This is a genomic window from Streptomyces sp. YKOK-I1, from assembly GCF_054660435.1.
Genome location: NZ_BAAGDR010000001.1, coordinates 8,458,131 through 8,480,921 on the forward strand (window position 1 = coordinate 8,458,131; position 22,791 = coordinate 8,480,921).

Below are 22,791 nucleotides of genomic sequence, written 5' to 3' on the forward strand. Positions count from 1 at the left end.
GCCCGATGCAACACCCCTCTCCTCGAGGTGGACTCGTGCCCCGCCCGAGCCGGGCGGTCCGGAGCCGGAATGCTCCCAGGCGGATTCGAGTGGTGTCCGAGGCCCGGCTGCGAGGTTCGAGCCGGCCGAGCCCGACGCGACGGCCCAAGGGTTCAGAGGAGGGAGCGGACATGGTGGAGGCGTTGAGTGTGCTGGTACTGCTGGGCACCGGCCTGGTGGCGGGGGTGCTGTTCGCGGTCGCGCTGAGCGTGATGCCCGCGCTGATCGCGATGACCCCCGAAAGGTATGTCGACACGCACCGGCTGCTGGGCCGGCGCTACGACCGGATCATGCCCTTCATCGTCACCGGCTCCGTCGCCATCGACGTGGGCTTCGCGGTCCGCGCCACGGGCACGGACCGGCTGCTGTTCGCGGCCGCCGCGCTGTGCATGGCCGGGGTGGCCGTGGTGTCGCAGACGCGGAACGTCCCCATGAACAGAGTCGTCAAGCGGACCCGTCCGCAGGACCTGGGGCCCGACTGGCGGGACCCGCGGCCGGCCTGGCGGGACTGGCACCTGGTGCGCACCTGCTGCGCGGTGGCCGGCTGCGCGTTGACGGCGGCCGCGGTGGTGCTGTCGTGAGCCCCGTCGTCGTACGCGATCTGCCGGACGGCGAGGAGCGCACGGCCGCCGACGCCCGTATGCGGGAGCTGCTCTCCCGGCCCGACCCCGGACCCGTGGCCGCCCGGGTCGCGCTGCTGCATTTCACGGGACGCCGCAGCGGACGGGCCTACACGGTGCCGGCCGGGGTGCACACCCTCGACGGGGAGCTGGTCGTCGCGACCGGCAGCACCTGGCGGCTGAATTTCGCGGGCGGCGCGGACGGCGCCCTGACCTGGCGCGGCGAACACCGTCCGGTCCGCTTCGAGCTGGTGACCGACGAGGCGCGGGTGGCCCGCGGCTACCTGGAGCTCTACCGGCGGTACGAGGACGCGGCGCCCCGTCGGCTGGGCATCGCGGTGCGCGGCGAGGGGACCCCCGGCCTCGCCGATTTCCGTGCCGCGGTGGCGGGGCACGGCCTGTCCCTGGTGACGGTCTCGCCCGGACCGTCCGAGGCGATCGACACGGCGAACGAGAGGACTCCACGATGAGCGGACTGGTCGGCTGGGTGGACTTCGAGCGGGATCTGGTGCCCGAGGCCCCCACGGTACGGGCCATGGCGGACACCCTGTCCCATCGCGGGCCGGACGGCTCGGGCGAGTGGATCGAGGGCCATGCGGCGCTCGCCCACCGGCGGCTCGCGCTGCTCGACCCCGAGCACGGGCAGCAGCCCGCGGTGGGCGCGGCGGACGGCGGCCGCCCGGCGGCCGTGGCCGTCCTCGACGGCGCGGTCACGAACTCCGCGGAGCTCAGGCGCGAACTGGTGGGCCGGGGACACCGGTTCACCGGTCACGGCGACGCCGAGGTCGTGGTGCGGGCGTTCCTGGAGTGGGGCGCGGACTTCCCGGCGCGGCTGGAGGGACTGTTCGCCCTCGCGGTGTGGGACGTCAGGCGCCAGGAGCTGCTCCTGGTCCGTGACCGGCTCGGGGTCAAGCCGCTGGCCTACGTCCTGACTCCCTCGGGCGTGCTGTTCGGCTCCGAGCCCAAGGCCCTGCTGGCGCACCCGGCCGTCCGGCCGGTGGTGGACGCCGACGGGCTGCGCGAGCTGTTCGCGCACAGCCGCAAGCCCGGCACGGGCGTGTTCCGCGGGATGCGCGAGGTGCTGCCGGGCCATGCGATGACCGTGCGCCGTGCGGGCACCGGACTGCGGCGCTACTGGTCGCTGCCCGCCCGGCCGCACGAGGACACGCCGGAGACCACCGTGGCCACGGTGCGCCGGCTGCTGGCCGAGGCGGTCGCCTCGCATCTGCGGGCGGACGTCCCGGTCGGGGCGATGCTCTCCGGGGGCATCGACTCCAGCGCGCTCACGGCGCTCGCCGCGCGTGCGGTGTCCGCGTCGGGCCGGGGCCGTCTGCGGTCGTTCTCGGTCAACTTCACCGGGTACGCGGAGAACTTCGAACCGCACCCCACCATGCGTGCCACCCCCGACGCGCCGTACGCGGCCCTGGCGTCCCGCCACATCGGCACCGAGCACACGGAGATCCTGCTGGACACCGCGGCGCTCGCCGACCCGCGGGCGCACGCCGCCGCCCTGCGCAGCCAGGACGCGCCGTCCCCGCTCGGCGACATGGACGTCTCGCTGCTGCTGTTCTTCCAGGCGCTGCGCTCGGCCGGAGCCACGGCCGTCCTCTCGGGAGAGACCGCCGACGAGGTGTTCAACGGCTATTTCTGGTCGTACGACCCCCGCCACAGCAACTCCACGACGTTCCCCTGGGTCTCCTTCGAGCGCGGTCACGACGCCGCCGCCGGGGGCCTCGGCTGCTCGCTGGTGGACCGGGGCCTGCGCCTCGAACTGGACTTCATGGAGTACGCCGACCAGCACTACCGCGACGCGCTGGCGGAGGTTCCCCAGGTGGCGGGGGAGGGGCCCGCGGAGCGCAGGGCGCGGGAGATCACCTATCTGGCGCTGACCCGCTGGGCGCCCACCCATCTCGACCGGGCGGACCGGATGAGCATGGCGCACGGCGTCCAGCTGCGTCCGCCGTTCTGCGACCGGGCGCTGGTGGAGTACGTGTACAACGTGCCGGCCGAGTTGAAGCGGGTGAACGGCCAGGAGAAGAGCCTGCTGCGGGCGGCGGTGGCCGATCTGCTGCCGGAGCAGGTGCTGAAGCGGCCCAAGAGCGCCTACCCGACGGTGCAGGAGGCGGCCTACGGGGAGTTCGTGCGGCGCCGCTTCGCCGAGCTGGCGAAGGACGGTACGGCGGCGGTCGCCCCGCTGCTGGACACCGAGGCGACGAGCGCGGCGCTGGACACCGCGGGAGCCCCCAGCGGCGCCTTCGCCTGGGTGGAGCGGGCCAGTATGGAGATGGTGCTCCAGCTCGACACCTGGCTGACCGAGTACGGGGTCGAGCTGCGGTGGTGAGAGCGCGCGGACGCGGGCGACACGCCCTGAGACGTGTGTCACTTGTCATCCATGTGCGAGCGGCAATATGATGCGCTTAGGTACATAGTTTGGCGGTATCCGGTCCGCGTCACGGCTCGAGACCGTCGACGCTTCAAGCGCTTTCGCGCTGAAATCCCTCGCCTCCTTTAGCTTCCCGCTGCCGTCCGTGAATTCGAAATGAAGCGCTTGCCGGGCCGGATTTCCATTCGGCCCGGCGGGACGGCGGAAGTTTTGCCCGCATTTTACGGTCGTCGCAGGTCGACCGGATTTCGCGGGGTGCATTTACCGAAAGCATTCTGGCCCAGGAAGGTGAATGGCTGGCAGACTTCCGGGGGTACCGAGCTCGACGATGGCCGCCGCTCATAACGCGGCTAAATCAGGGGGACTTAGTGATTGAGATCGGTCTGCTGGGTTCACTGCGCGTACGCAGGAACGGAGAGGACGTGACCCCGTCCGCCCCGAAGCTGCGTCGGGTGCTGGCCCTGCTGGTGCTCAATGCGAATTCGCTGGTCAGCGTGGACCAGTTGTGTGAAGAGCTGTGGGAGGACCACCCCCCGTTCAGCGCGTTGACCACCCTGCAAACCTACATATATCAGCTGCGGCGCAGACTGCTTCTGGCCACCGGACAGCAGGGTGCCCCCTTCGGTTCCCGTCCGCCGCACGGAACCCCCGCCCTGCTCACCCGGGTCAGCGGTTACGAACTCCGACTGCAGGACAAGCAGGCAGTGGACGCCTACCGGTTCGAGCGACTGGTCGAGCGTGGCAAGGCGGAGGAACGGGGAGGCGCCCGCGAGGAGGCGGCGCGCACTCTGGCGGAGGCGCTCGACGTGTGGCGGGGCCCGGCCCTGGTCGACGTCAGCGCCGGCCGCCGCCTCTCGGCCTGGTCGACGCAACTGGAAGGACGCCGCAAGAACGTTCAGGAGCAACGGTTCTCCTTGGAGCTCGAACTCGGCCGGCACCACGCCGTCCTGGACGAGCTCGCGGGGGCGTTCCGGGACCATCCGACCCACGAGGCCTTCGCCGGGCAACTGATGAAGGCCCTGCACCGGTGCGGCCGCAGGCCCGACGCGCTCGAGGTCTTCCGCACCCTGCGCGGCCATCTGGTGGACGAGCTCGGCCTGGAGCCGTCGCTCCAGCTCCAGCGGCTCCACCAAGAGGTGCTGGCGGACCGCCGCCCGCCCGCGGCGGCCGTCGCACGGTTGGCCAGGACCGGCGGGCCGACCGGTCCCGGGGTGCGGTCGAACTCGCCGGCGCCCGCCCAACTCCCCGCCGACATAGGTGACTTCGTCGGAAGGGAGGACGAACTGGCCCAGCTCGAGGCCTTCCTCGGCGGCAACCGGGCCTGCACGGGGATGCGGGTCGTGGAGGTGCACGGCCCGCCCGGCGTCGGCAAGAGCGCCTTCGCCATCCGCGCCGCGCACCGGCTGCGCCCCCGATTCCCCGACGGGCAGCTGTTCATCGACCTCTCCACGGTCGGCGACGGCGCGGAACAGCTCACCGACGTGCTGTCCGCATGCCTCAGCGCCTGCGGGATCGAACGGGAGAAGCAGCCCACGGGTCTCGACGAGCTCAGCCGGCTGTTCCGCAGCTGGACCGCGGACCGCCGGGTGCTCGTGGTGGTCGACGACGTCCTCACCGCCTCCCAGCTGCGCGCCGTCATGCCGGGCGGCGCGGGCTGCGCGGTGGTCGCCACCAACCGCTACCGGGCGCACAGCCTGTCCACCGGACGCAAGATCACCCTGCCCACCCTCTCCGCCGACGAGGCCCTCGAGCTGTACGACCGGGTCGCCGACGACAGTTCGCCGGCGCAGGACCGGGCGGCCGTGCGGGAGCTGATCCACATGTGCGAGGGGCTGCCGCTCGCGGTGCGGGCGGTGGCCGGACGGGTGGCCGCCAGGCCCTCCTGGTCGGCCGGGCGCCTCGTCGACCGGCTCCGGGGCAACCAGCAGCTGCTGCTGGAACTCCCCGCCGGAACCCAGTCGCTGATGAGCACGGTGGCCTCCAGCTACCGGCATCTGCCCAAGCCCTCCAGGGACCTGCTGCACACCCTGCTCGGGCTGAGCCGGCCACGCTGGCGCATCGGTGAGCTGCGGGCGCTGATGCGCGGGCGCGCGGGCGACATGGAGACGCTCCTGGAGTACCTGGTGGACGTCCATCTGGTGGAGGAGAGCACGCTGTCGGGCACCGACCCGGTCTACACGGTCCCGACGCTCACCCGGCAGGCGCTGCTCCAGCTGCTGCCCGACGGCGTCCACGCGGACCGTCCGGACGACGCCGTCGACCTCCCCCGGGGGAACGTGGTGCTGGTGAAGGTCGAGACCCCGCGCCGGGCCTCCTGACCCCGTCGTGGACGTCCGCCGCCTGTGCGGAGGCGGCCGAGGTCCCCGGCGCCCTGGACCGCTCCGGTCCGGTGAACGAGGCGAAAGCTCACCTTGTTCACCGGACCGGAGCGGTCTGCCGTCTCCACCCACCCTCCCGGCCGGGCCTCCACGACGGACGGCCCTCCCGGCGACCAGGACCCGCCCGCGGTCCCGTGCCGCCCCCGCCCGGCGGCACGTCCCCCGACCCACCAGAAGACCGACGCCCTCCCTCGTCCCTACCGGCACGTCCACCAATCCCCGACCCGACTCCGCTCCTCCGACCCGGCTGCGTCCTTCCGGCCTGGCTGTGCCCCTCCGGGCTGGCTGCGTCCCCGGGCTGGCTGTGCCCCTCCGGGCTGGCTGCGTCCCCGGGCTGGCTGTGCCCCTCCGGGCTGGCTCCGCGCCTCCGGGTCGGCTGCGTCCCCGGGCTGGCTCCGCCCCTCCGGCCCGGCTGCGCCTTCCGGGTCGGCTGCGTCCCTTCCGGGTCGGCTGCGCGCCTTTGGGTCGGCTGCGCCCCCCCGGGCTGGCTGCGCCCCCCCGGGCTGGCTGCGCCCCCCGAGTCGGCTGCGCCCCCCGGCCCGGCTGCGCCCGCCCGCACAACGCGACGCCCGCTCTTCGGCCACCCGACCCCGGCCACCCGACCCCGGCCATCCGCCCCCGGCGCCTCCGGGCCGACGCCTCTCGGTCCCATGGGTTCCGGGGCTCGTCGTATGACGGAATGCCCGAATGCCCGAATGCCCGAATGCCCGAATGCCGGAATGACGGAATGCCGGAATGGCGGGTTCCGACGCTCCAGGGTGGCCCCGAGAAGCGCCGAGCCGCCCCCCGCATGGCCCCTGGGGCCGGCCCGTCAGTGGTTCTCCAGGGGCCTTCGAGACGGTCTCGACCCGTGCCGAACAGGGTGAGCGCACAAGCGACAAGCCCGGGAGGACAACGTGCACCGAACGCTGATCGTGGCGAGGATGGACCTCGCCGACGCCGAGGGCGTCGCGCAGGTCTTCGCCGACTCCGACAGCACCGAACTCCCCCACCTGGTCGGGGTGTCGAGGCGGACGCTCTTCGCCTTCCACAACCTCTACTTCCACCTGGTGGAGGCGGAGCAGGACATCGCGCCGAACCTGTACAAGGCGCGCAGCCACCCCCTCTACAACGAGATCAACACCCGCCTCGGCGAGTTCATCTCGCCCTACGACCCGAACTGGCGGGAGCCGAAGGACGCGATGGCCGTGCCCTTCTACTCCTGGACCCCCCAGCAGGGCCCCACCGTCACCGCGCCGACCGCCGCGAACCTCGGCGGTGCCCGATGAGCGCCCCCACGACCCCCAAGGTGCACGTGGACACGGTCGCCGCCAACACCAAGCGCGGCGGCGACATCCGCGTCACGCTCAGCCCGAAGACGGTGGGCTGCACCTCCGGGTTCGGCGGAACCCTGCGGCTCGCGCCCGGCGAGTACGTCACCGAGCACCTCCACCCGTACTCCGAGGAGTTCCTGCACGTCGTCCAGGGACGGCTGGAGATGACCCTGGACGGCGCCCCCGTCGATCTCGGCCCGGGAGACGCGCTGCTGGTGCCCATCGGGGTGCGCCACCGCCTGGTGAACACCGGGACCGTGCCCGCGGAGGCGGTCTTCCACCTCTCGCCGCTGGCCCCGCGCCCCGAGCTCGGCCACGTCGACACGGAGCAGCCGCTCAACGCCGCGGCCGGCAACCCGGACGTCGGAGAGGCCCGATGAGCGGACCACGACGCCGAGCGGTCATCACCGGTGTGGGGGCCGTCGCCCCCGGCGGCCACGGCCGCGACGCCTACTGGGAGCTCCTCACGGCCGGGCGCACGGCCACCCGCCGGATCAGCCTGTTCGACTCCTCCGGGTTCCGCTCCCGGGTGGCCGCCGAGTGCGACTTCGACCCGCTCGCCGCGGGCCTGACGCCCCAGGAGGTCCGCCGGATGGACCGGGCCGGTCAGTTCGCGGTCGTCGCCGCCCGCGAGGCGGTCGAGGACAGCGGCCTCGACCTGCCGGGGGCCGACCCCGGCCGGGTCGGCGTGAGCATCGGCAGCGCCGTCGGCTGCACGATGGGCCTCGAGGAGGAGTACGCGGTGCTCTCCGACGCCGGCCGGCACTGGCTGGTCGACCACAGCTACGGAGTGCCGCACCTGTACGGCCACATGGTGCCCAGCACCCTCGCGGTCGAGGTGGCCCGGCAGGCGGGCGCGGAGGGACCGGTCGCGCTGATCTCCACCGGCTGCACCTCGGGCCTCGACGCCATCGGCCACGGTGTCCAGCTGATCGAGGAGGGCAGCGTCGACGCCGTCCTCGCCGGCGCGACCGACGCGCCGCTGTCACCGATCACCTCCGCCTGCTTCGACGCCATCAAGGCCACCACGGCCAACAACGACGACCCCGAGCACGCCTCGCGTCCCTTCGACGGCCGACGCGACGGCTTCGTCCTCGGTGAGGGCTCCGCCGTGCTGGTGATCGAGGAGGCCGAGTCCGCGAGGCGACGCGGCGCCCGGGTCTACGCCGAGATCCTCGGCTTCGCCGGACGCAGCAACGCCTTCCACATGACCGGACTCAAGCCCGACGGCCGGGAGATGGCGGAGGCCATCAGGGTCGCCCTCGACCGCGCCCGGACCGACCCCGGGGACATCGACTACATCAACGCGCACGGCTCCGGCACCAAGCAGAACGACCGGCACGAGACCGCCGCGTTCAAGCGCAGCCTCGGGCAGCGCGCCCACGAGGTGCCCGTCAGCTCGATCAAGTCGATGATCGGTCACTCGCTGGGCGCGATCGGCTCGCTGGAGATCGCGGCCTGCGCGCTCGCCCTGCGCCACCAGGTCGTCCCGCCCACCGCCAACCTGTCCGTCGCCGACCCCGAGTGCGACCTCGACTACGTGCCGGTGACGGCGCGTGACCACCGTATGGACCGGGTGCTCAGCGTGGGCAGCGGCTTCGGCGGCTTCCAGACGGCGATGGTGCTGGGCCTGCCCACGGAGGTGCGGTCCGGCCCCCGCCGGGGCACGACGGCCTCCCGGCCGGCCGGACCCGGCGCGCCCGCCCGGAAGAAGGCGGCATGAGCGCCTCCGGGATCCGCCCGGGGAACCCGGGCCGGGCCGTGGTCACCGGGCTGGGCGTCGTCGCGCCGACCGGCATCGGCGCGCACCGGCACTGGGAGTCGGTCCTCGCGGGCAAGAGCGGCCTCGGCCGCATCACCCGCTTCGACCCCACCGGCTACCCCGTCCGGATCGCGGGCGAGGTGCCGGGCTTCCGGGCCGACGAGCAGGTGCCCGGACGGCTGGTCCCGCAGACCGACCGCTTCACGCACTTCGCCCTGGCTGCCGCCCAGGCGGCCCTGGCCGACGCGGCGGCCGACCCCGCGACGCTGCCCGAGTACGAGATGGCGGTGGTCACCGCCGCCTCCTCCGGCGGCACCGAGTTCGGGCAGCACGAGATGGAGAACCTCTACCGGCAGGGCTCCTCCTGGGTGGGCGCCTACCAGTCGATCGCCTGGTTCTACGCGGCCACCACCGGCCAGGTCTCCATCCGGCACGGCATGCGCGGCCCCTGCGGGGTGATCTGCTGCGAGCAGGCCGGCGGCCTCGACGCCCTCGGCCAGTCCCGCCGACTGCTGAACAGCGGCTCCCGGCTGGTGCTCAGCGGCGGCACCGACGCCTCCCTCTGCCCCTACGGCCTGGTCGCCCAGCTGTCCTCGGGGAAGCTGTCCACCGAGGATGACCCGGCCCGCGCCTATCTGCCCTTCGACGCGGCGGCCTCCGGCTTCGTCCCCGGCGAGGGCGGCGCCATGCTCGTCGTGGAGAGCGCCGCGTCGGCACACGGGCGCGGTGCCCCGTCCTACGGCGAACTGCTGGGCTACGCGGCCGGCTTCGACCCGGACACACCCGAGCGGGACCGCGCCGGACGGCCTCCCGTGCTGGTGAACGTCATCCGACGGGCGCTCGCCGACGCCCGGCTGGACCCCGGCGCCGTCGACGCGGTCTTCGCGGACGCCTCCGGGGTGCCCGCCGAGGACCTCGCCGAGGCACGGGCGATCACCGAGGTCTTCGGCGCGGGCAAGGTCCCGGTGACCGCGCCGAAGACGCTCACCGGCCGCCTGTACGCGGGCGGGGCCGCACTGGACGTGGCGACCGCGCTGCTCGCCCTGCAGGCCGGCGTCGTCCCGCACACCGCGGGCCTCGGACGCACCGCCGACGGCTGCGAGATCGACCTCGTCCTCGACCGCCCGCGCCAGACCGATCCGCGCACCGCCCTGGTCCTGGCCCGCGGACACGGCGGATTCACCTCCGCGCTGGTGGTCGGCGCCGGCGACCGGCGCCCGCCCGGCGCACAGCCGCAGCACCCCTGACCGACCGGCCACCACCTCACGACGACCGAAAGGCGTGCACCATGGCAGAGTTCACCCTCGACGACATCAAACGGCTGCTGCGCGCGAGCGGGGGCGTCGACGAACAGTCGGACCTGGACGGCGAGGACTTCGCCACCACCGCGTTCGCCGACCACGGATACGACTCCCTCGCCCTGCTGGAGCTCGTCAACCGCCTCGAGCGCGAGTACGGCATCCAGATCCCCGACGGCGACCTGACGCACACCCAGACGCCCCGCGAGGTCCTCGCCTACGTCCGGGCCCGGCTGACGGAGGCCCGCGTCTGATGGCCGGGCACACCGACAACGCGATCGTCGTCGACGCCCCCATGGACCTGGTGTGGTCGATGACCAACGACGTGGCCTCCTGGCCGACGCTGTTCAGCGAGTACGCGTCCGCGGAGATCCTCGGCCGGGACGGGGACACGGTCACCTTCCGGCTCGCGCTGCACCCCGACGAGAACGGCACGGTCTGGAGCTGGGTCTCCGAGCGCACCCCGGATGCCGCCACCCGTACCGTGCGGGCCCGACGGGTGGAGACCGGGCCCTTCGCACACATGAACATCCGCTGGGAGTACGAGGAGCAGCCCGGCGGGGTGCGGATGCGCTGGATCCAGGACTTCGCGATGAAACCGGACGCCCCGGTCGACGACGCGGCGATGACCGAGCGCCTCAACCGCAACACCGCCGTCCAGATGCGGCTGATCAAGGCCAAGGTGGAGGAGGCGGCCCGGGCCGGCCGGACGCTGCTCGGCAAGCGCCTGCTGGTCACCGGCGGCAGCCGGGGCATCGGGCGCGGCATCGTGCTCGCCGCCGCCCGGGCCGGCGCCGACGTCGTCACCTGCTACCGCACGCCCGGCGAGGCCGTCGCCTCCCTGGAGCAGGAGCTGGCCCGCACCCCGGGCAAGCACCAGGTGGTGCGGGCCGACGCCGCCGATCCGGCGGAGGTGAACCGGCTGGTCGCCGAGTGCGAGGCCAGCCTCGACGGGCTGGACGCGGTGGTCAACAACGCGGGCTCCTTCCTGCCCAGGCCGTACGCGGAACTGGAGCCCGAGGAGTGGGACGCCGCGCTGCGGGGCAACCTGACCGCCGCCCACCTGGTGACCCGGCGCACCCTGCCGCTGCTCGGCGCGGGATCCAGCGTCGTCAACATCGGCTCCACGGTGGCCTTCCTCGGCATGGCGGGCGGGGTCCACTACACCGCGGTGAAGTCGGCGCTGGTCGGCATGACCCGGTCGCTGGCCCGTGAACTGGGCCCGCGGGGCATCCGCGTCAACACCGTCTCGCCCGGCCGGATCGCCACCGAGGCACTCGAGGAACAGCCCGCTGAGGCGGCCGAGCGCGAGCGCCGGATGTTCGCGTCGTTCACCGCGCTCGGCCGGCTCGGCACCGTCGACGACATCGCCCGCACGGTGCTGTTCCTGATCAGCGACCACGCCGCGTACATCACCGGCCAGAACATCCACGTCGACGGCTGCGTGTGACCCGCAGCCCAGCAACGGAAGGGACACCAGTGGAATTCGCACTGCACGGCAAGAAGCTGCTCGTCACCGGCGGAACCCGGGGCATCGGACGCGGCATCGTGCTCGCCGCCGCCCGGGCCGGCGCCGACGTCCTCACCTGCTACCGGCAGGAGAGCGAGGCGGTCGACACCCTGACCGCGGCGCTGAAGGAGACCGCGGGCGACCACCATGTGGTGCGCGCCGACGTCGGTGAGATCGCCGAGGTCGACCGGCTCGTCCAGGAGGCCGCGGACCGCTTCGGGCACCTCCACGGCGTCGTCAACAACGCGGGGGTGATCAGCCACATCCCGTTCGGCGAACTGCCCGCCGACGAGTGGTCCAGGATCATCGACACCAACCTCACCGCCGCCTACCGGATCATCCACCAGGCGCTGCCCCTCTTCGGCGCCGGCTCGTCGGTCGTCAACGTCGGCTCGCGCGGCGCCGCCGCGGGCATCCCGCTGCGTGCCCACTACACCGCCGCCAAGGCCGCGATGACGGGCCTGACCCGCTCCCTCGCCAAGGAACTCGGTCCCCGCGGAATCCGGGTGAACGTCGTCGCACCCGGCGTCATCGAGACCGAGGCCTTCGACGCCATGCCCGCCGAGCGCGCCGCCGGCCTGCGCGCCACCTACGCGCAGAAGACGGCCCTCGCCCGGCTCGGCACCGTCGACGAACTGGCCGGCCCCGTCCTCTTCCTGCTCAGCGAGCACTCCGCCTACATCACGGGCGAGACGCTCAACGTCGACGGAGGCATCTGACATGGCCGACACCGTCTTCCGCGTCATGCTCCGGATGGAGATCAAGCCCGGCATGGAGGAAGAGTTCGAGAAGGTCTGGCTGGAGGTCGGCGACTCGGTCACCGGCCACCCGGCCAACCTGGGCCAGTGGCTGTCCCGCAGCATCGACGAGAGCGGCATCTACTACATCGTCAGCGACTGGGTGAACGAGCCGCTGTTCCGCGCGTTCGAGACGGGCGAGAGCCACGTCCAGCACCGCCGCAAGCTCCACCCGTACCGCAGCGGGGGCTCCATGACGACGATGCACGTCGTCGCCGCCCTGACCGGCGCCGCCGGAGCCGCGCGGTGAGCGCGGCCCCCGTCGAAGTGGTACTGCACCACCTCAGCGACGACGTCCGGGAGGTGGAGCGCGCCTACCACGAGGCCAGCCGGCGGATGGCGGGCACGCCCGGGCTGCTCGGCAACCGGCTGCTGCACGCCGTGGGCGATCCGCGCGCGCTGGTCGTGGTGAGCCGGTGGAGCGACTGGGCGGCCTTCGAGGCCTGGGAGCGCGGCGCCGCCCACAAGGAGCAGACCGCCCCGCTCAGGCCGTTCCGCGACCTGGAGCGGGACCGGCCGTTCGAGATCTACCGGGAAGTCGCCCACTACGAAGGCGGCCACCCGGCGCCCGCCGCGGAAGGAACCCGACGATGAGCGCCCCGCGCCCCGCGGCCACGCCGCCGGTCGACCTGTTCACCCCGGCTTTCCACCAGGACCCGCACCAGGCGCTGGCCGCACTGCGCCGACAGGCCCCGGCCGTCGCCGTCATCACCCCGAACGGGCTGCGCACCTGGCTGGTCACCGGATACGAGCACGCCAGGGCACTGCTCGCCGACCCCCGCCTCAGCAAGGACATGCGGGTGGGCAAGGACCTCATCCCGCGCAACTTCGCCGACCCGGAGAAACAGCGGGCGTTCCTCGCCGAGTCGGGGGAGCGCAGCCAGTTCCCGCATGTGCTCAGCGTGCACATGCTGGACAGCGACCCGCCGGACCACACCCGGCTGCGCCGCCTGGTCGGGCGGGCGTTCACCGCCCGCCGGGTGGAGTCGCTGCGGCCGAGGATCGTCGAGCTCACCGACGAGCTCCTGGACGGCATCGCGGCCGGCGGCGAGCCGCTGGACCTGATGGAGGAACTGGCCTTTCCCGTGCCGTTCACCGTCATCTGCTGGCTGCTCGGCGTGCCGCCGGACGACCGGGCCAGGTTCCGCCGCTGGTCCAATCTGCTCGTCTCGGGAGCGGGCACCGACGAGGTGCGGGACGCCAGCGTCGAGATGATCGCCTATCTGCGGGCGCTGATCGACGCCAAGCGCGCCGAGCCCGCCGACGATCTGCTGAGCGATCTCGTCCACGCCGGCGACCAGGGCGACCAGCTGTCGGCCGACGAGCTGATCGCCATGGCGTTCCTGCTGCTGGTCGCCGGCCACGAGACGACGGTCAACCTCATCGGCAACGGAACGCTCGCGGTCCTCGGCCACCCCGAGGTGCGCAAGCAGCTCGACGCCGACCCCTCGCTGTGGCCCGCGGCCGTCGAGGAGTTCCTGCGCTACGACGGGCCCGTCACCAACGCCACCTGGCGCTTCACCACCGAGCCCGTCGAGGTCGGCCCGGTGGTCATCCCGCAGGGGGAGTTCGTGACGATCTCGCTCGCTGCGGCGGGACGCGACCCGGCGCGCTACCCCGACCCCGACCGGCTCGACATCACCCGTGCCCACAGCGCCTCGGTCGCCTTCGGCCACGGCATCCACCACTGCCTGGGCGCTCCGCTCGCCCGACTGGAGGGACAGCTCGTCCTGAGCCGTCTCTTCGCCCGCTTCCCCGGACTGCGGCTCGCCGTGGACCCCGCCGAACTGCGCTGGCGCAGCAGCCTGATGATGCGCGGCCTGGAACGCCTCCCGGTGGTCACCGGGGAACACCCGGCCTGAGCCCGCCGTACGCCGCGACACCCCCAGCCGCACGCCACCCGAGACCTCAGGAGCGAAACATGGAACGACTGGACACCGAACGCCCCAGCTGGGCGCCGCCGGAAGTGGACATCGACACCCCGAGCATCGCCCGGGTGTACGACTACTGGATCGGCGGCACCCACAACTTCCCCGTCGACCGGGAACTCGCCCACCGGGTCTCGGCGGGCAACCCCGACATCGTCGCCACCCTCCGCGCGAACCGCGCCTTCCTGCGCCGCGCGGTACGGGAGCTGTCGGCGCTCGGCATACGCCAGTTCCTGGACATCGGCTCCGGCATCCCCGCCGAGGGCAATGTGCACGACGTCGCGCTCGGCGCCCACCCGGACAGCACGGTGGTGTACGTCGACATCGATCCGGTCGCGGTCGCGCACGGCCGGGCCCTGCTCGCGGACGAGCCCCGGGCCGCCGTGTTCCAGGGAGACCTGTACAAGTCGCGGGAGATCCTGACCGCGGACGACACCCGCCGGCTCATCGACTTCGACCGGCCGGTGGCGGTGATCCTCGCGGCGGTGCTGCACTTCGTGCCGGACGCCGACGATCCGGCGGAGCTGATCCGCCAGTACACCGAGCCGCTGGTGCCGGGCAGCGCGCTGGTCGTCTCCCACGCCGGGGCGGACGAGGTGCCGCAGGCGGCCCCGGAGGCGGCCGAGCAGTACCGGGGTGCGGTCAGTCAGGTCATCTGGCGCAGCCGGGACGAGGTCGACGCGCTCTTCGAGGGCTTCGACCTCCTCCCGCCCGGGGTGCTGCGCGCCCCGCTGTGGCGCCCGGAGGCGGGGGAGCGGCCCGATCCGGAGCTGGCCATGCTGGCCGGAGTGGCGATCAAGCCGGCTGGGTGAGCCGGATGGACGCCTCGCTCACGGCGCCGTCGGCGCCGGCCGGGCCCCGCACCACGGGCCCCGGCCGGCGCCGCGGTCTCGGCACGCTGCTCGCGGTCGACCTGTGGGAGCGCTTCAGCTTCTTCGGCATGGCGGCGATCCTCGTGCTGTACCTGACCGCGTCGAAGGCCCGCGGCGGTATGGGCATGGCGCCCCAGTCGGCGGCCGCGGTCTTCGCGGCGTACATGTCGCTGAGTTTCCTGGCCGGGCTGCCCGGCGGCTGGCTCGCCGACCGGGTGCTGGGTGCTCGCCGCGCGGTGCTGCTCGGCGGGTCGCTCATCGGCTGCGGGCACCTGCTGCTGGCGGCGCCGTGGGCGGGCGCGCTGTGGCCCGGACTGCTGCTGGTCGTGGCGGGCACCGGCCTGGTCAAGCCGGCGATGGCGGCGATGGTGGCCGAGATCAGCGGTGACGGGCCCGGCCGCAGGGAGGCGGCCTTCTCCCTGTTCTACGTGTGCATCCAGGTGAGCGCGCTCGTGGCGCCCGTCGTCACGGGCCTGCTCGCGGAGCGGGTCGCCTGGCATCTCGGTTTCGCGGCGGCCGCCGCCGGGATGCTGGCCGGGCTCCTGCAGTTCGGGCTGGGGACGCGTGCGTTCGGGGACGTGGGCGTACGTCCGCCCCGTCCCGTCGGCCGGGCCGAGCGCACGGCGGTGCTGCGCCGGGTCCGCGTCGTGGCCGGCGTGGCCTTCGTGGCCGGCGCGATGACGGTCCCGTGGGCGGTGCTCGGCGTCCTGCCCGTCCACGCGGTGCTCGCCGTCCTGGGACTGGTCACGGTCGGCCTGCCGTTCGCCTACCTCCGCGCGCTGCGGCGCCTCCCGGCGGCGGGCCACCCCACCGGGGGCGCGCAGGACGTCCGGGAGGAGGGCGGCGGTGGTGGTGGGGCGCGGGCCCGGCTCGGGGCGTTCACCGCCATGATGGCGGCCTCGGCGGCCTTCTGGATGATCTTCGCCCAGGGCGGCTCGGCGCTCAGCCTCTTCGCCGACCGTCACACCGACCGCGCTCTGTTCGGCTTCGAGGTCCCGGCGAGCTGGTTCCAGTCGCTGCACCCGCTGTTCGTGCTGTCCGTCGCCCCGGTCCTCGCCCGCCTGCGGGCGGGCGCCTGGCAACGTGTCGGGGCGCCGGTGAAGTTCGCGGGCGCGCTGGCCGCCGCGGGCACGAGCTTCGTGCTGATGGCCGTGGCCGCCCGGCTGGCGGAGGACGGACCGGTCGGCCCGGGGTGGCTGATCCTGGTCTACCTGCTCTACTCCTGCGGCGAGATCGCGCTCGCCCCGGCCGGTCTGGCACTGGCCGCCGCGGTCGCCCCGCCCGGCAGCACCAGCCGTTTCCTGGCCGTGAACGGGCTGTTCGGCGCGGTGGGCGTGGTGATCGGCGGCCAGCTCTACCGCCTCACCGCGGTGCTGCCGCTGTCCGTCTACTTCTTGCTGGTGGGCCTGCTCGTCCTGACCGTCGCGGCGGCGGTCGCCCTCGGCGCGGGCCGCCTGTCCCGGCGGCTGTCCGCGGACTGACACCGCCGTCAGGGGAGATCCGGGCACTCCTCGGCGAAGCCCTGCGAGACGGGCTGCCATGCGCCGTGGTCCTGACGCACGCTCAGCCGGTCCGCTTCCGCCGCGGTCGCGATCAGCTGAGCGGTGGTCAGGGGGACGGCCGCCGCGAAGACCCGTCCGAGGTGGTGGCAGTGCACTACCGGGCGGATGTCCGGCGCGTACGGCTCACCGGCCACGGCGAAGAGATCGGGCAGCTGCCAGCCCAGCGGACCCGCCACGGCGGACAGCTGGTGCCGGCGGTGCGGGCTCGGATGGCAGCGCCACACCATCCCGTACAGCGTGCTGCGGGCCAGCCCCATGAACGGCAGTTCGCGGACACCGAAGCCGCGATTGCGGATCAGCGCGTCGAGCACGGCGGCGAGCCTGGTCTCGGCGGGGCGGCGGCCCGGCCACGCCGGCTCCACGAAGGGCGGCGGGGCGGCGGGGCGGGGCAGCGAGCGGACGAAAGCCTCCAGCGCGGCGAGCTGCGCGTGGTCGCAGTGACTGACGCGGTAGGCGAACCGCTGCATGACCTCGGCGTCGCGCTCCGGCGGAAGCAGCTCCACCGGCACCGGGTGGCCCGCGACAGCGAGAAGGTCGGCGGTCGGCAGGTCGAGTTCGGCGGCGAGTTCGACGAGCCGCTGCGGGGCGGTGTCGGTTCCGTCCACGACGAGGCTGCTCAGAAGGGTGGCCCGATCCATGGGAGCAAGGTAGCGGGCGAGTGGGAGCATCCGATGCCCTTCTCCGCCGATGGTGCACCTCCCGCTGCGATGACCTCGGCCTTCGCCGGGCTGCCGCGGTGCCATGTCGTCACTCCGGGTCGGGATCGGGCCCGCCCCGCATCCCGCGGGGCTGAGGGTCCGGACGCGTCCGGAACCGGGTCACCAGGCCACGGGCAGCTCCGACACGCCGTGGACCGCGCGGCCCTCGAACGCGTGCCGTTCCGCGGGCGGGCCCGTCAGATGCAGGCCGGGCAGACGGTCGAAGAGCATCGGCAGGGCGATCTGGAGTTCGGCGCGGGCGAGTGACTGGCCGAGGCAGTGGTGCGGGCCGTGGCCGAACGCGAGCTGGCGGCCGGCGTCCCGGGTGAGGTCGAGGGTGTCGGGGTCCTCGAAGACCGCGGGGTCCCGGTTGGCGGACTGGAGGGCGACGACCACCCCCTCGCCCGCGCGGATGGTCACCCCGCCGATCTCGACGTCCTCGACGGCGATGCGACGCAGCCCGATGTGGACGACCGTGAGGTAGCGCAGGAGTTCCTCGACCGCGCCCGGGACGAGGCCGTCGTCGGCGCGCAGGGCCGCCAACTGGTCGGGATGGCGCAGCAGGGCGACGACGCCCAGCGAGAGCATGCTCGCGGTCGTCTCGTGCCCGGCGATGAGGAGCTGGACCAGCATGCCGGCCGCCTCCGCCGTGGTGGCCTCGCCGGTGGCGACCCGCTCGACGGCGAGCTTGCTCATCAGGTCGTCGCCGGGCTCGCGCGCCTTCGTCGCCAGCAGTTCCTGGAGGTGGCCGAAGAGGGCCGCCCAGCCGGCCCGCATCGCCTCCGGTCCGGCCGAGACGGTGGCGAACGCGGCGGCATGCCGGTGGATGAACTCGCGGTCGGCGTACGGCACTCCGAGCAGCTCGCAGATGACGAGGAGCGGCAGCGGCAGCGTGAAGTGCTCCACCAGGTCGGCCGGCCGGCCCTGCTCGGCCAGGCCGTCGAGGAGTTCGCCGGTGATCCGCCGGACGGCCGGCCGCAGTTGTTCGACCCGGCGGAAGGTGAACTCGGGGATCAGCATGCGGCGCAGCCGGGTGTGGTCCGGCGGGTCCATGGCGAAGAGCTGGCCCGGGGTGGGCGGCGGGGGCGTCGGCTGGAGGCCGGGGAAGCCCGGGCGGACGTTCCGCGCGCTGAAGCGCGGGTCGCCGAGGACGGCGCGGGCGTCCTCGTGCCGGGTGACGAGCCAGGGGTGGGTGTCGCCCCACAGGGTGATCCTGGCCAGCGGCCGTTCCGTGATCCAGCGTCCGTACTCGGCGGCGGGATCGAGGAGGGGCCGGTGGTGGGGGAGGGGCGGTGGGGTGTCCGTCGCGTGCATGGTGGGGGGCTCTTCCGATGATCGGGGGGCAGGGGAGGGGGACCGGAGGGGGCGCCGGCCCGGACGGCCGACCGGGCGCTCAGCCGGTGAGGCCGGCCAGCCCGAGGAGCAGGTCCTTGACCTCGGTCGCGGCGATCCGCTCGCGCGCGGGGCCGGGCCGTGAGCACAGCAGGACGGGGCTGTCGCGCGGGTCCTCGGGGAGCCGGCCGTGACTGCCCCGGACGCCCGAGGGGTCCAGCGGGACGGTCCGGATGCGGTACCGCAGACCGGCCTTCTTGCGCGCGACCTGCCCGAGGACGCGGGCCTTGACGCCGGGGACGGTGGGGTCGTAGAGGAGTTCGGCGGGGTCGTAGCCGGGCTTGCGGTGGATCTCGACCTGGCGGGCGAAGTCCGGGGCGCGTGCGTCGTCCAGCCAGTAGTAGTACGTGAACCAGGCGTCGGACTCCGCCACCGCGACCAGTTCGCCCGAGCGTTCGTGCGCGAGTCCGTGCCGGGCCTTGCCCTCCTCGTCGAGCACCTCGTCCACCCCGTCGAGGCCGGCGACGATCCCGGCGACCTCGGCGAGGTCGGCCGGGTCGCGGACGTAGACATGCGCGATCTGGTGGTCGGCGACCGCGAAGGCGCGGGACGTCATCGGGTCGAGGTACTCCATGCCGTCCTGGGTGTGGACCTCCAGCAGTCCGGCCCGGCGCAGCGCGCGGTTGACGTCGACCGGGCGGGACGCGGGCGTGATGCCGTACTCGCTGAGGATCACGACGGTGGCGTCCTCGCGGCGGAGGTGGTCGAGGAAGGGGCGCAGCGCGTCGTCGAGACGACGGGCCTCGTGCGCGGACTGCGGTGAGCCGGGGCCGGAGCGCTGGGGCTCGTAGTCGAGGTGGGGTACGTAGACCAGGGTCAGGTCGGGCTGCTTCTCGTCGAAGATCTGGCGGGCGGCGGCGAGGATCCACTGGCTGGAGGGCAGGCTCGCGTTGGGGCCCCAGAAGGTGAACATGGGGAACGCGCCCAGCCGGTCGGTGAGTTCGTCGTGCAGGGCGGGCGGCCGGGTGTAGCAGTCGGGTTCCTTGCGGCCGTCGGAGTAGTAGATCGGGCGCGGGGTGACGGTGAAGTCCACGTCGGCGCCCATGGCGTACCACCAGCAGACGTTGGCGACCGTGTAGCCGGGCCGGGAGCGGCGGGCGGCGTCCCAGAGCTTCTCGCCGCCGACCAGGGCGTTGTGCTGGCGCCACAGCAGGACCTCGCCGAGGTCCCGGAAGTACCAGCCGTTGCCGACGACACCGTGCTCGGCGGGCGGTGCGCCGGTCAGGAGGGTGGACTGCACGGAGCAGGTCACGGCGGGCAGGACGGTGTCCAGCCGGGCCTGGAAGCCCTGTTCGGCGACGGCGGAGACGGCCGGCATGTGGCGCAGCAGGCGGGGGGTGAGGCCGACGATGTCGAGGACGACGAGTCGTGTCATGGGACGGGCTCCTTCCGGGGGCGGGCGGTGTCGGTCGTCGCGACGAGGCCGAGTTCCTCGAACCGGGTGCGGGACCAGGCCAGTTCGGCGGCGATTCCCGCGACCAGGCCCTCGCGGTCCTGCGGCCGCAGCTGTTCGGGCAGGACGGACCAGGTGTAGGTCTCCACCTCGACGTGGTCACAGACCGCCTGCGGGCCGCCGAGCAATTCCCGCAGGGCGAAGGTCAGTTCGGCGGCCGTGGTGCTCAGGGGCGGTTCGGGTGCGGCGTGCAGCGGCGCGTGGAAGTGCACCCGCCAGGGGGAGCCGGGGTCCAGGCCGCCGGCCAGGGCGTCCGGGAGGTCGTCGACGCCGCTGACGACGCCGCCCGGGGCCGTACGGGTCTGGTGCAGGAAGCGGGGTTCGGCGAACCGGGCGAGGGCCCGGCGTGCCCCGGGGTCGGCGGGGTCGTCGGCCTGGAGGGCGCTGGAGGCCTGCACCTTGACGACCGGGAGGCCGGCGTCGGCGAGCCGGCGCAGGGCCCGCGCCGGGTTCTCGAACTGCACGGCGAGATGACAGGTGTCCAGACAGACGCCGAGCCGCTCGGGGTCCAGTCCGCCGAGTTCACGGGCGGCCTGGACGGTGTTCTCCACCACGCAGCCCGGCTCCGGTTCGAAGCCGACCCGGATCGTGCGGCCCGTCTCCCGCTCCAGCTCGGCCAGTTGGGAGGCGAGCCGGTCCAGGGAGCGGCGGGCGGTGTCGCGTGCCCCGGCCGGCCAGGGCGTGCGCCAGGCCAGCGGCAGGGTGGAGACGCTGCCCCGCCGCGCGTCGTCGGGGAGCAGCCCGGCGAGGACCCGGGCGCAGTCGACGGTGTAGCGCAGCCGTGCGGGGTCGGTCCAGTCGGGCAGATAGACGTCCTTCTTGACCACCTCGCGGTGGAAACCCTCGTAGGGGAAGGCGTTGAGGGTGACGGTCTCCAGGCCGCGGGCGGTCAGCTCGGCGCGCAGCCGGCGTACGGCCCCGGGCCGGGCGGACAGCTCGGTGACCACGTCCCGCGCCAGCCACAGTCCGATGCCGAGCAGATCGGCGCCGAGGGCCTCCCGGACCGGCTCGGCGTGGGAGGCGAGCTGGCGCACCACCCCGGCCAGGTCCTCCGCCTGGTGGACGTTGCTGCAATAGGCGAGGTGGACGGTGGTGCCGTCGCCGTGTCGGAAGCGCAACCCCTGCTCACTCCCCGCCGCGCTGCACGGAGTTGCCCTCGAAGAGGGCGCCTGCGTCGGCTTCGACGTCCCCCAGGTCGAGCCGGCCGCTCTGCCCGTAGAAGGCCACCGGGTTGCGCCACATCACCTGGTCGACGGCGTCCTCGTCGAAACCGGCGGCCAGCATCGCGTCGGCGGTCTTCCGGGTCTTCAGCGGGTCGCTGCGGCCCCAGTCGGCGGCGGAGTTGACCAGCATCCGCGCGGTGCCGTGCTCCTGCAGGATCCGCACCATGCGGTCCTCGCTCATCTTGGTGTCCGGGTAGATGGAGAAGCCCATCCAGCAGCCGCTGTCGGCCACCATGCCGACGGTGAGTTCGTTGAGGTGGTCGACGAGGACGTGCTCGGGCGGGATGCCGGACTCACGGACCACGTCGAGGGTGCGGCGGGTGCCGGCGGCCTTGTCGCGGTGGGGGGTGTGCACCAGCACCGGCAGTTCGTGCTCGAGGGCGAGGGCGAGCTGCCGGGCCAGCGCCTCGTCCTCCTCGGGCGTCATGGAGTCGTAGCCGATCTCCCCGACGGCCACCACCCCGTCCTTGGCCAGATAGCGCGGCAGCACGTCGAGTACCCCGGCGCAACGCGGGTCGTTGGCCTCCTTCGGGTTGAGGGCGATCGTGCAGTGGTGCCGGATGCCGAACTGCGCGGCGCGGTACGGCTCCCAGCCGAGCAGCGCGTCGAAGTAGTCGGTGAAGCTGTCCACCGAGGTGCGCGGCTGGCCGAGCCAGAACGACGGCTCCACCACCGCCCGGACCCCGGCGGCGTACAGAGCCTCGTAGTCGTCGGTGGTGCGGGAGGTCATATGGATGTGGGGGTCGAAGATACGCATCAGACGGCTCCTGCGGGTGCGGCACCGGGGGCCGGTGCGGTGGCGGAGAAGGCGGCCAGGGCCCGGACGGCAGCGTCGCGGCGGTCGGGGGAGGAGGACCCGGTCTCGGCGGGCAGCCCGGAGGCCTGAAGCGTGCCCGGGTGGGCGCGCACGACCGGCCAGACGTCGGCCGGGACGTCCCGGCCCGCGGCGACCCGCTCATGGGCGAAGTCGGCCATCATGCGGGCGAGTTCACGGTCGGCGCGGTCCGCAAGGCCCGCGATCCGGGCGAGCGGGATGCCGCAGAAGACGCTCTTCAGCACGGCCTGCCGGTAGCCCTCGGCGTCCAGGTGGCGAGCGGCGTACGGTCCGAGGGCCGCCTCGATCAGATCGGTGTCGTTGCTCCGCAGCGCGGCCCGTACCAGGGGCAGACCCCGATCGGCGAAGGACGGGTCCGCGTCCTCCAGCAGGGCCAGGGAGCGCAGCACCGCCCGCTGCTCGGCGGAGTCGCCGTACCGGTGCAGGGCGGTGATCTCCTCGGCGAGCGCCGCGCCGCCGATCGGCAGGGCGGCGAGCAGCCGGGCGCGGGCGGCGTCCGCCACCGTCCAGCCGGCGATCAGCGGGCCGCGGCCGCAGCGCCGGCCCACGGCCGGGAACACGCCGCGTACCGCCGCCGGGTCCTCGCCCACCCGGGCGACCGCGTCGGCCAGCCAGGCCGCCGCGTCCACGGTGAGCCGCCGGTCGAGGGCGATCGGGATGCGTGGGTCCACGGCACATGCCTCCTGTGTCGGTTGCGCGTACGGCGACAGCCGTACCGGGAAAGGGTG

At 73.6% G+C, this 22,791-nt stretch carries 22 protein-coding genes and 1 pseudogene; 17 read left to right on the forward strand and 6 right to left on the reverse strand.

Annotation, left to right across the window (positions count from 1 at the left end):
* Positions 1 to 170: 170 nt before the first annotated feature.
* From ACYQ8Q_RS37655 to ACYQ8Q_RS37735, 17 genes and pseudogenes are all read left to right on the forward strand, one after another.
* Positions 171 to 620 carry an anthrone oxygenase family protein gene (locus ACYQ8Q_RS37655; protein ID WP_460071170.1) on the forward strand — a complete coding sequence of 150 codons (450 nt, stop codon included), beginning with the start codon at positions 171 to 173 and terminating at the stop codon, positions 618 to 620.
* On the forward strand, positions 617 to 1,129 hold the full coding sequence (locus ACYQ8Q_RS37660) for a hypothetical protein (RefSeq protein WP_460071171.1): 513 nt from the start codon (positions 617 to 619) through the stop codon (positions 1,127 to 1,129). The genes ACYQ8Q_RS37655 and ACYQ8Q_RS37660 overlap by 4 nt, the downstream gene beginning before the upstream one ends.
* Entirely contained in the window at positions 1,126 to 3,000 is a 1,875-nt protein-coding gene (gene asnB / locus ACYQ8Q_RS37665; protein ID WP_460071172.1) for an asparagine synthase (glutamine-hydrolyzing), read from the forward strand. The genes ACYQ8Q_RS37660 and asnB overlap by 4 nt, the downstream gene beginning before the upstream one ends.
* Before the next feature lie 464 nt (positions 3,001 to 3,464).
* Positions 3,465 to 5,360 (forward strand): AfsR/SARP family transcriptional regulator, encoded by a 1,896-nt coding sequence (locus ACYQ8Q_RS37670; protein WP_460071173.1) that lies wholly within the window; start codon positions 3,465 to 3,467, stop codon positions 5,358 to 5,360.
* A gap of 956 nt (positions 5,361 to 6,316) precedes the next feature.
* On the forward strand, positions 6,317 to 6,688 hold the full coding sequence (locus tag ACYQ8Q_RS37675) for a TcmI family type II polyketide cyclase (RefSeq protein WP_460071174.1): 372 nt from the start codon (positions 6,317 to 6,319) through the stop codon (positions 6,686 to 6,688).
* On the forward strand, positions 6,685 to 7,113 hold the full coding sequence (locus tag ACYQ8Q_RS37680) for a cupin domain-containing protein (RefSeq protein ID WP_460071175.1): 429 nt from the start codon (positions 6,685 to 6,687) through the stop codon (positions 7,111 to 7,113). The genes ACYQ8Q_RS37675 and ACYQ8Q_RS37680 overlap by 4 nt, the downstream gene beginning before the upstream one ends.
* Positions 7,110 to 8,456, forward strand: a complete 1,347-nt coding sequence (locus tag ACYQ8Q_RS37685) for a beta-ketoacyl-[acyl-carrier-protein] synthase family protein (protein WP_460071176.1) — start codon at positions 7,110 to 7,112, stop codon at positions 8,454 to 8,456. Before ACYQ8Q_RS37680 ends, ACYQ8Q_RS37685 begins: the two co-directional genes overlap by 4 nt.
* Positions 8,453 to 9,742 carry a ketosynthase chain-length factor gene (locus ACYQ8Q_RS37690; protein ID WP_460071177.1) on the forward strand — a complete coding sequence of 430 codons (1,290 nt, stop codon included), beginning with the start codon at positions 8,453 to 8,455 and terminating at the stop codon, positions 9,740 to 9,742. The genes ACYQ8Q_RS37685 and ACYQ8Q_RS37690 overlap by 4 nt, the downstream gene beginning before the upstream one ends.
* A gap of 41 nt (positions 9,743 to 9,783) precedes the next feature.
* The gene (locus ACYQ8Q_RS37695; protein ID WP_460071178.1) at positions 9,784 to 10,047 is read left to right on the forward strand and encodes an acyl carrier protein; all 264 of its coding nucleotides are present in this window, start codon (positions 9,784 to 9,786) and stop codon (positions 10,045 to 10,047) included.
* A pseudogene (locus ACYQ8Q_RS37700) lies at positions 10,047 to 10,502 on the forward strand (SRPBCC family protein); the annotation flags it as partial. The gene ACYQ8Q_RS37695 and the pseudogene ACYQ8Q_RS37700, both read left to right, overlap by 1 nt.
* Positions 10,476 to 11,243, forward strand: a complete 768-nt coding sequence (locus tag ACYQ8Q_RS37705) for an SDR family NAD(P)-dependent oxidoreductase (RefSeq protein ID WP_460073649.1) — start codon at positions 10,476 to 10,478, stop codon at positions 11,241 to 11,243. The pseudogene ACYQ8Q_RS37700 and the gene ACYQ8Q_RS37705, both read left to right, overlap by 27 nt.
* A gap of 29 nt (positions 11,244 to 11,272) precedes the next feature.
* Positions 11,273 to 12,022, forward strand: coding sequence for an SDR family NAD(P)-dependent oxidoreductase (locus tag ACYQ8Q_RS37710; RefSeq protein ID WP_460071179.1), 750 nt, complete (start codon positions 11,273 to 11,275; stop codon positions 12,020 to 12,022).
* A 1-nt stretch (position 12,023) separates the two neighbouring features.
* Positions 12,024 to 12,350: an antibiotic biosynthesis monooxygenase family protein gene (locus tag ACYQ8Q_RS37715; RefSeq protein ID WP_460071180.1), complete on the forward strand. Its 327-nt coding sequence runs from the start codon at positions 12,024 to 12,026 to the stop codon at positions 12,348 to 12,350.
* Positions 12,347 to 12,694 (forward strand): antibiotic biosynthesis monooxygenase family protein, encoded by a 348-nt coding sequence (locus tag ACYQ8Q_RS37720; RefSeq protein ID WP_460071181.1) that lies wholly within the window; start codon positions 12,347 to 12,349, stop codon positions 12,692 to 12,694. The genes ACYQ8Q_RS37715 and ACYQ8Q_RS37720 overlap by 4 nt, the downstream gene beginning before the upstream one ends.
* Positions 12,691 to 13,962, forward strand: a complete 1,272-nt coding sequence (locus ACYQ8Q_RS37725; RefSeq protein WP_460071182.1) for a cytochrome P450 family protein — start codon at positions 12,691 to 12,693, stop codon at positions 13,960 to 13,962. Before ACYQ8Q_RS37720 ends, ACYQ8Q_RS37725 begins: the two co-directional genes overlap by 4 nt.
* 59 nt (positions 13,963 to 14,021) lie before the next feature.
* The gene (locus ACYQ8Q_RS37730) at positions 14,022 to 14,840 is read left to right on the forward strand and encodes an SAM-dependent methyltransferase (protein WP_460071183.1); all 819 of its coding nucleotides are present in this window, start codon (positions 14,022 to 14,024) and stop codon (positions 14,838 to 14,840) included.
* Between the two features lie 5 nt (positions 14,841 to 14,845).
* Positions 14,846 to 16,381, forward strand: coding sequence for a peptide MFS transporter (locus tag ACYQ8Q_RS37735; RefSeq protein ID WP_460071184.1), 1,536 nt, complete (start codon positions 14,846 to 14,848; stop codon positions 16,379 to 16,381).
* 8 nt (positions 16,382 to 16,389) lie between these two features.
* On the opposite strand, the gene ACYQ8Q_RS37740 is transcribed toward ACYQ8Q_RS37735, so the two are convergent.
* The 6 genes from ACYQ8Q_RS37740 to ACYQ8Q_RS37765 all read right to left on the reverse strand — a co-directional run bounded on the left by ACYQ8Q_RS37740 (position 16,390) and on the right by ACYQ8Q_RS37765 (position 22,734).
* Complete coding sequence (locus ACYQ8Q_RS37740) at positions 16,390 to 17,100, reverse strand: hypothetical protein (protein ID WP_460071185.1); 711 nt, start codon at positions 17,098 to 17,100, stop codon at positions 16,390 to 16,392.
* Between the two features lie 180 nt (positions 17,101 to 17,280).
* Complete coding sequence (locus ACYQ8Q_RS37745) at positions 17,281 to 18,474, reverse strand: cytochrome P450 (RefSeq protein ID WP_460071186.1); 1,194 nt, start codon at positions 18,472 to 18,474, stop codon at positions 17,281 to 17,283.
* Between the two features lie 79 nt (positions 18,475 to 18,553).
* Complete coding sequence (locus ACYQ8Q_RS37750) at positions 18,554 to 19,927, reverse strand: alkaline phosphatase family protein (RefSeq protein WP_460071187.1); 1,374 nt, start codon at positions 19,925 to 19,927, stop codon at positions 18,554 to 18,556.
* Complete coding sequence (gene eboE / locus ACYQ8Q_RS37755) at positions 19,924 to 21,123, reverse strand: metabolite traffic protein EboE (RefSeq protein WP_460071188.1); 1,200 nt, start codon at positions 21,121 to 21,123, stop codon at positions 19,924 to 19,926. The genes ACYQ8Q_RS37750 and eboE overlap by 4 nt, the downstream gene beginning before the upstream one ends.
* A 7-nt stretch (positions 21,124 to 21,130) precedes the next feature.
* Complete coding sequence (locus tag ACYQ8Q_RS37760; RefSeq protein WP_460071189.1) at positions 21,131 to 21,985, reverse strand: TatD family hydrolase; 855 nt, start codon at positions 21,983 to 21,985, stop codon at positions 21,131 to 21,133.
* Entirely contained in the window at positions 21,985 to 22,734 is a 750-nt protein-coding gene (locus ACYQ8Q_RS37765) for an EboA domain-containing protein (protein ID WP_460071190.1), read from the reverse strand. The genes ACYQ8Q_RS37760 and ACYQ8Q_RS37765 overlap by 1 nt, the downstream gene beginning before the upstream one ends.
* Positions 22,735 to 22,791: the final 57 nt, after the last annotated feature.

What these genes read in the sequence shown, in the direction of transcription:
- ACYQ8Q_RS37655 (WP_460071170.1), top strand. Translation starts at nt 171, where the DNA reads ATGGTGGAGGCGTTGAGTGTGCTGGTACTGCTGGGCACCGGCCTGGTG.
- asnB (WP_460071172.1), top strand. Translation starts at nt 1,126, where the DNA reads ATGAGCGGACTGGTCGGCTGGGTGGACTTCGAGCGGGATCTGGTGCCC.
- ACYQ8Q_RS37680 (WP_460071175.1), top strand. Translation starts at nt 6,685, where the DNA reads ATGAGCGCCCCCACGACCCCCAAGGTGCACGTGGACACGGTCGCCGCC.
- ACYQ8Q_RS37685 (WP_460071176.1), top strand. Translation starts at nt 7,110, where the DNA reads ATGAGCGGACCACGACGCCGAGCGGTCATCACCGGTGTGGGGGCCGTC.
- ACYQ8Q_RS37690 (WP_460071177.1), top strand. Translation starts at nt 8,453, where the DNA reads ATGAGCGCCTCCGGGATCCGCCCGGGGAACCCGGGCCGGGCCGTGGTC.
- ACYQ8Q_RS37695 (WP_460071178.1), top strand. Translation starts at nt 9,784, where the DNA reads ATGGCAGAGTTCACCCTCGACGACATCAAACGGCTGCTGCGCGCGAGC.
- ACYQ8Q_RS37715 (WP_460071180.1), top strand. Translation starts at nt 12,024, where the DNA reads ATGGCCGACACCGTCTTCCGCGTCATGCTCCGGATGGAGATCAAGCCC.
- ACYQ8Q_RS37725 (WP_460071182.1), top strand. Translation starts at nt 12,691, where the DNA reads ATGAGCGCCCCGCGCCCCGCGGCCACGCCGCCGGTCGACCTGTTCACC.
- ACYQ8Q_RS37730 (WP_460071183.1), top strand. Translation starts at nt 14,022, where the DNA reads ATGGAACGACTGGACACCGAACGCCCCAGCTGGGCGCCGCCGGAAGTG.
- ACYQ8Q_RS37735 (WP_460071184.1), top strand. Translation starts at nt 14,846, where the DNA reads ATGGACGCCTCGCTCACGGCGCCGTCGGCGCCGGCCGGGCCCCGCACC.
- ACYQ8Q_RS37740 (WP_460071185.1), bottom strand. Translation starts at nt 17,100, where the DNA reads ATGGATCGGGCCACCCTTCTGAGCAGCCTCGTCGTGGACGGAACCGAC.
- ACYQ8Q_RS37745 (WP_460071186.1), bottom strand. Translation starts at nt 18,474, where the DNA reads ATGCACGCGACGGACACCCCACCGCCCCTCCCCCACCACCGGCCCCTC.
- ACYQ8Q_RS37750 (WP_460071187.1), bottom strand. Translation starts at nt 19,927, where the DNA reads ATGACACGACTCGTCGTCCTCGACATCGTCGGCCTCACCCCCCGCCTG.
- ACYQ8Q_RS37760 (WP_460071189.1), bottom strand. Translation starts at nt 21,985, where the DNA reads ATGCGTATCTTCGACCCCCACATCCATATGACCTCCCGCACCACCGAC.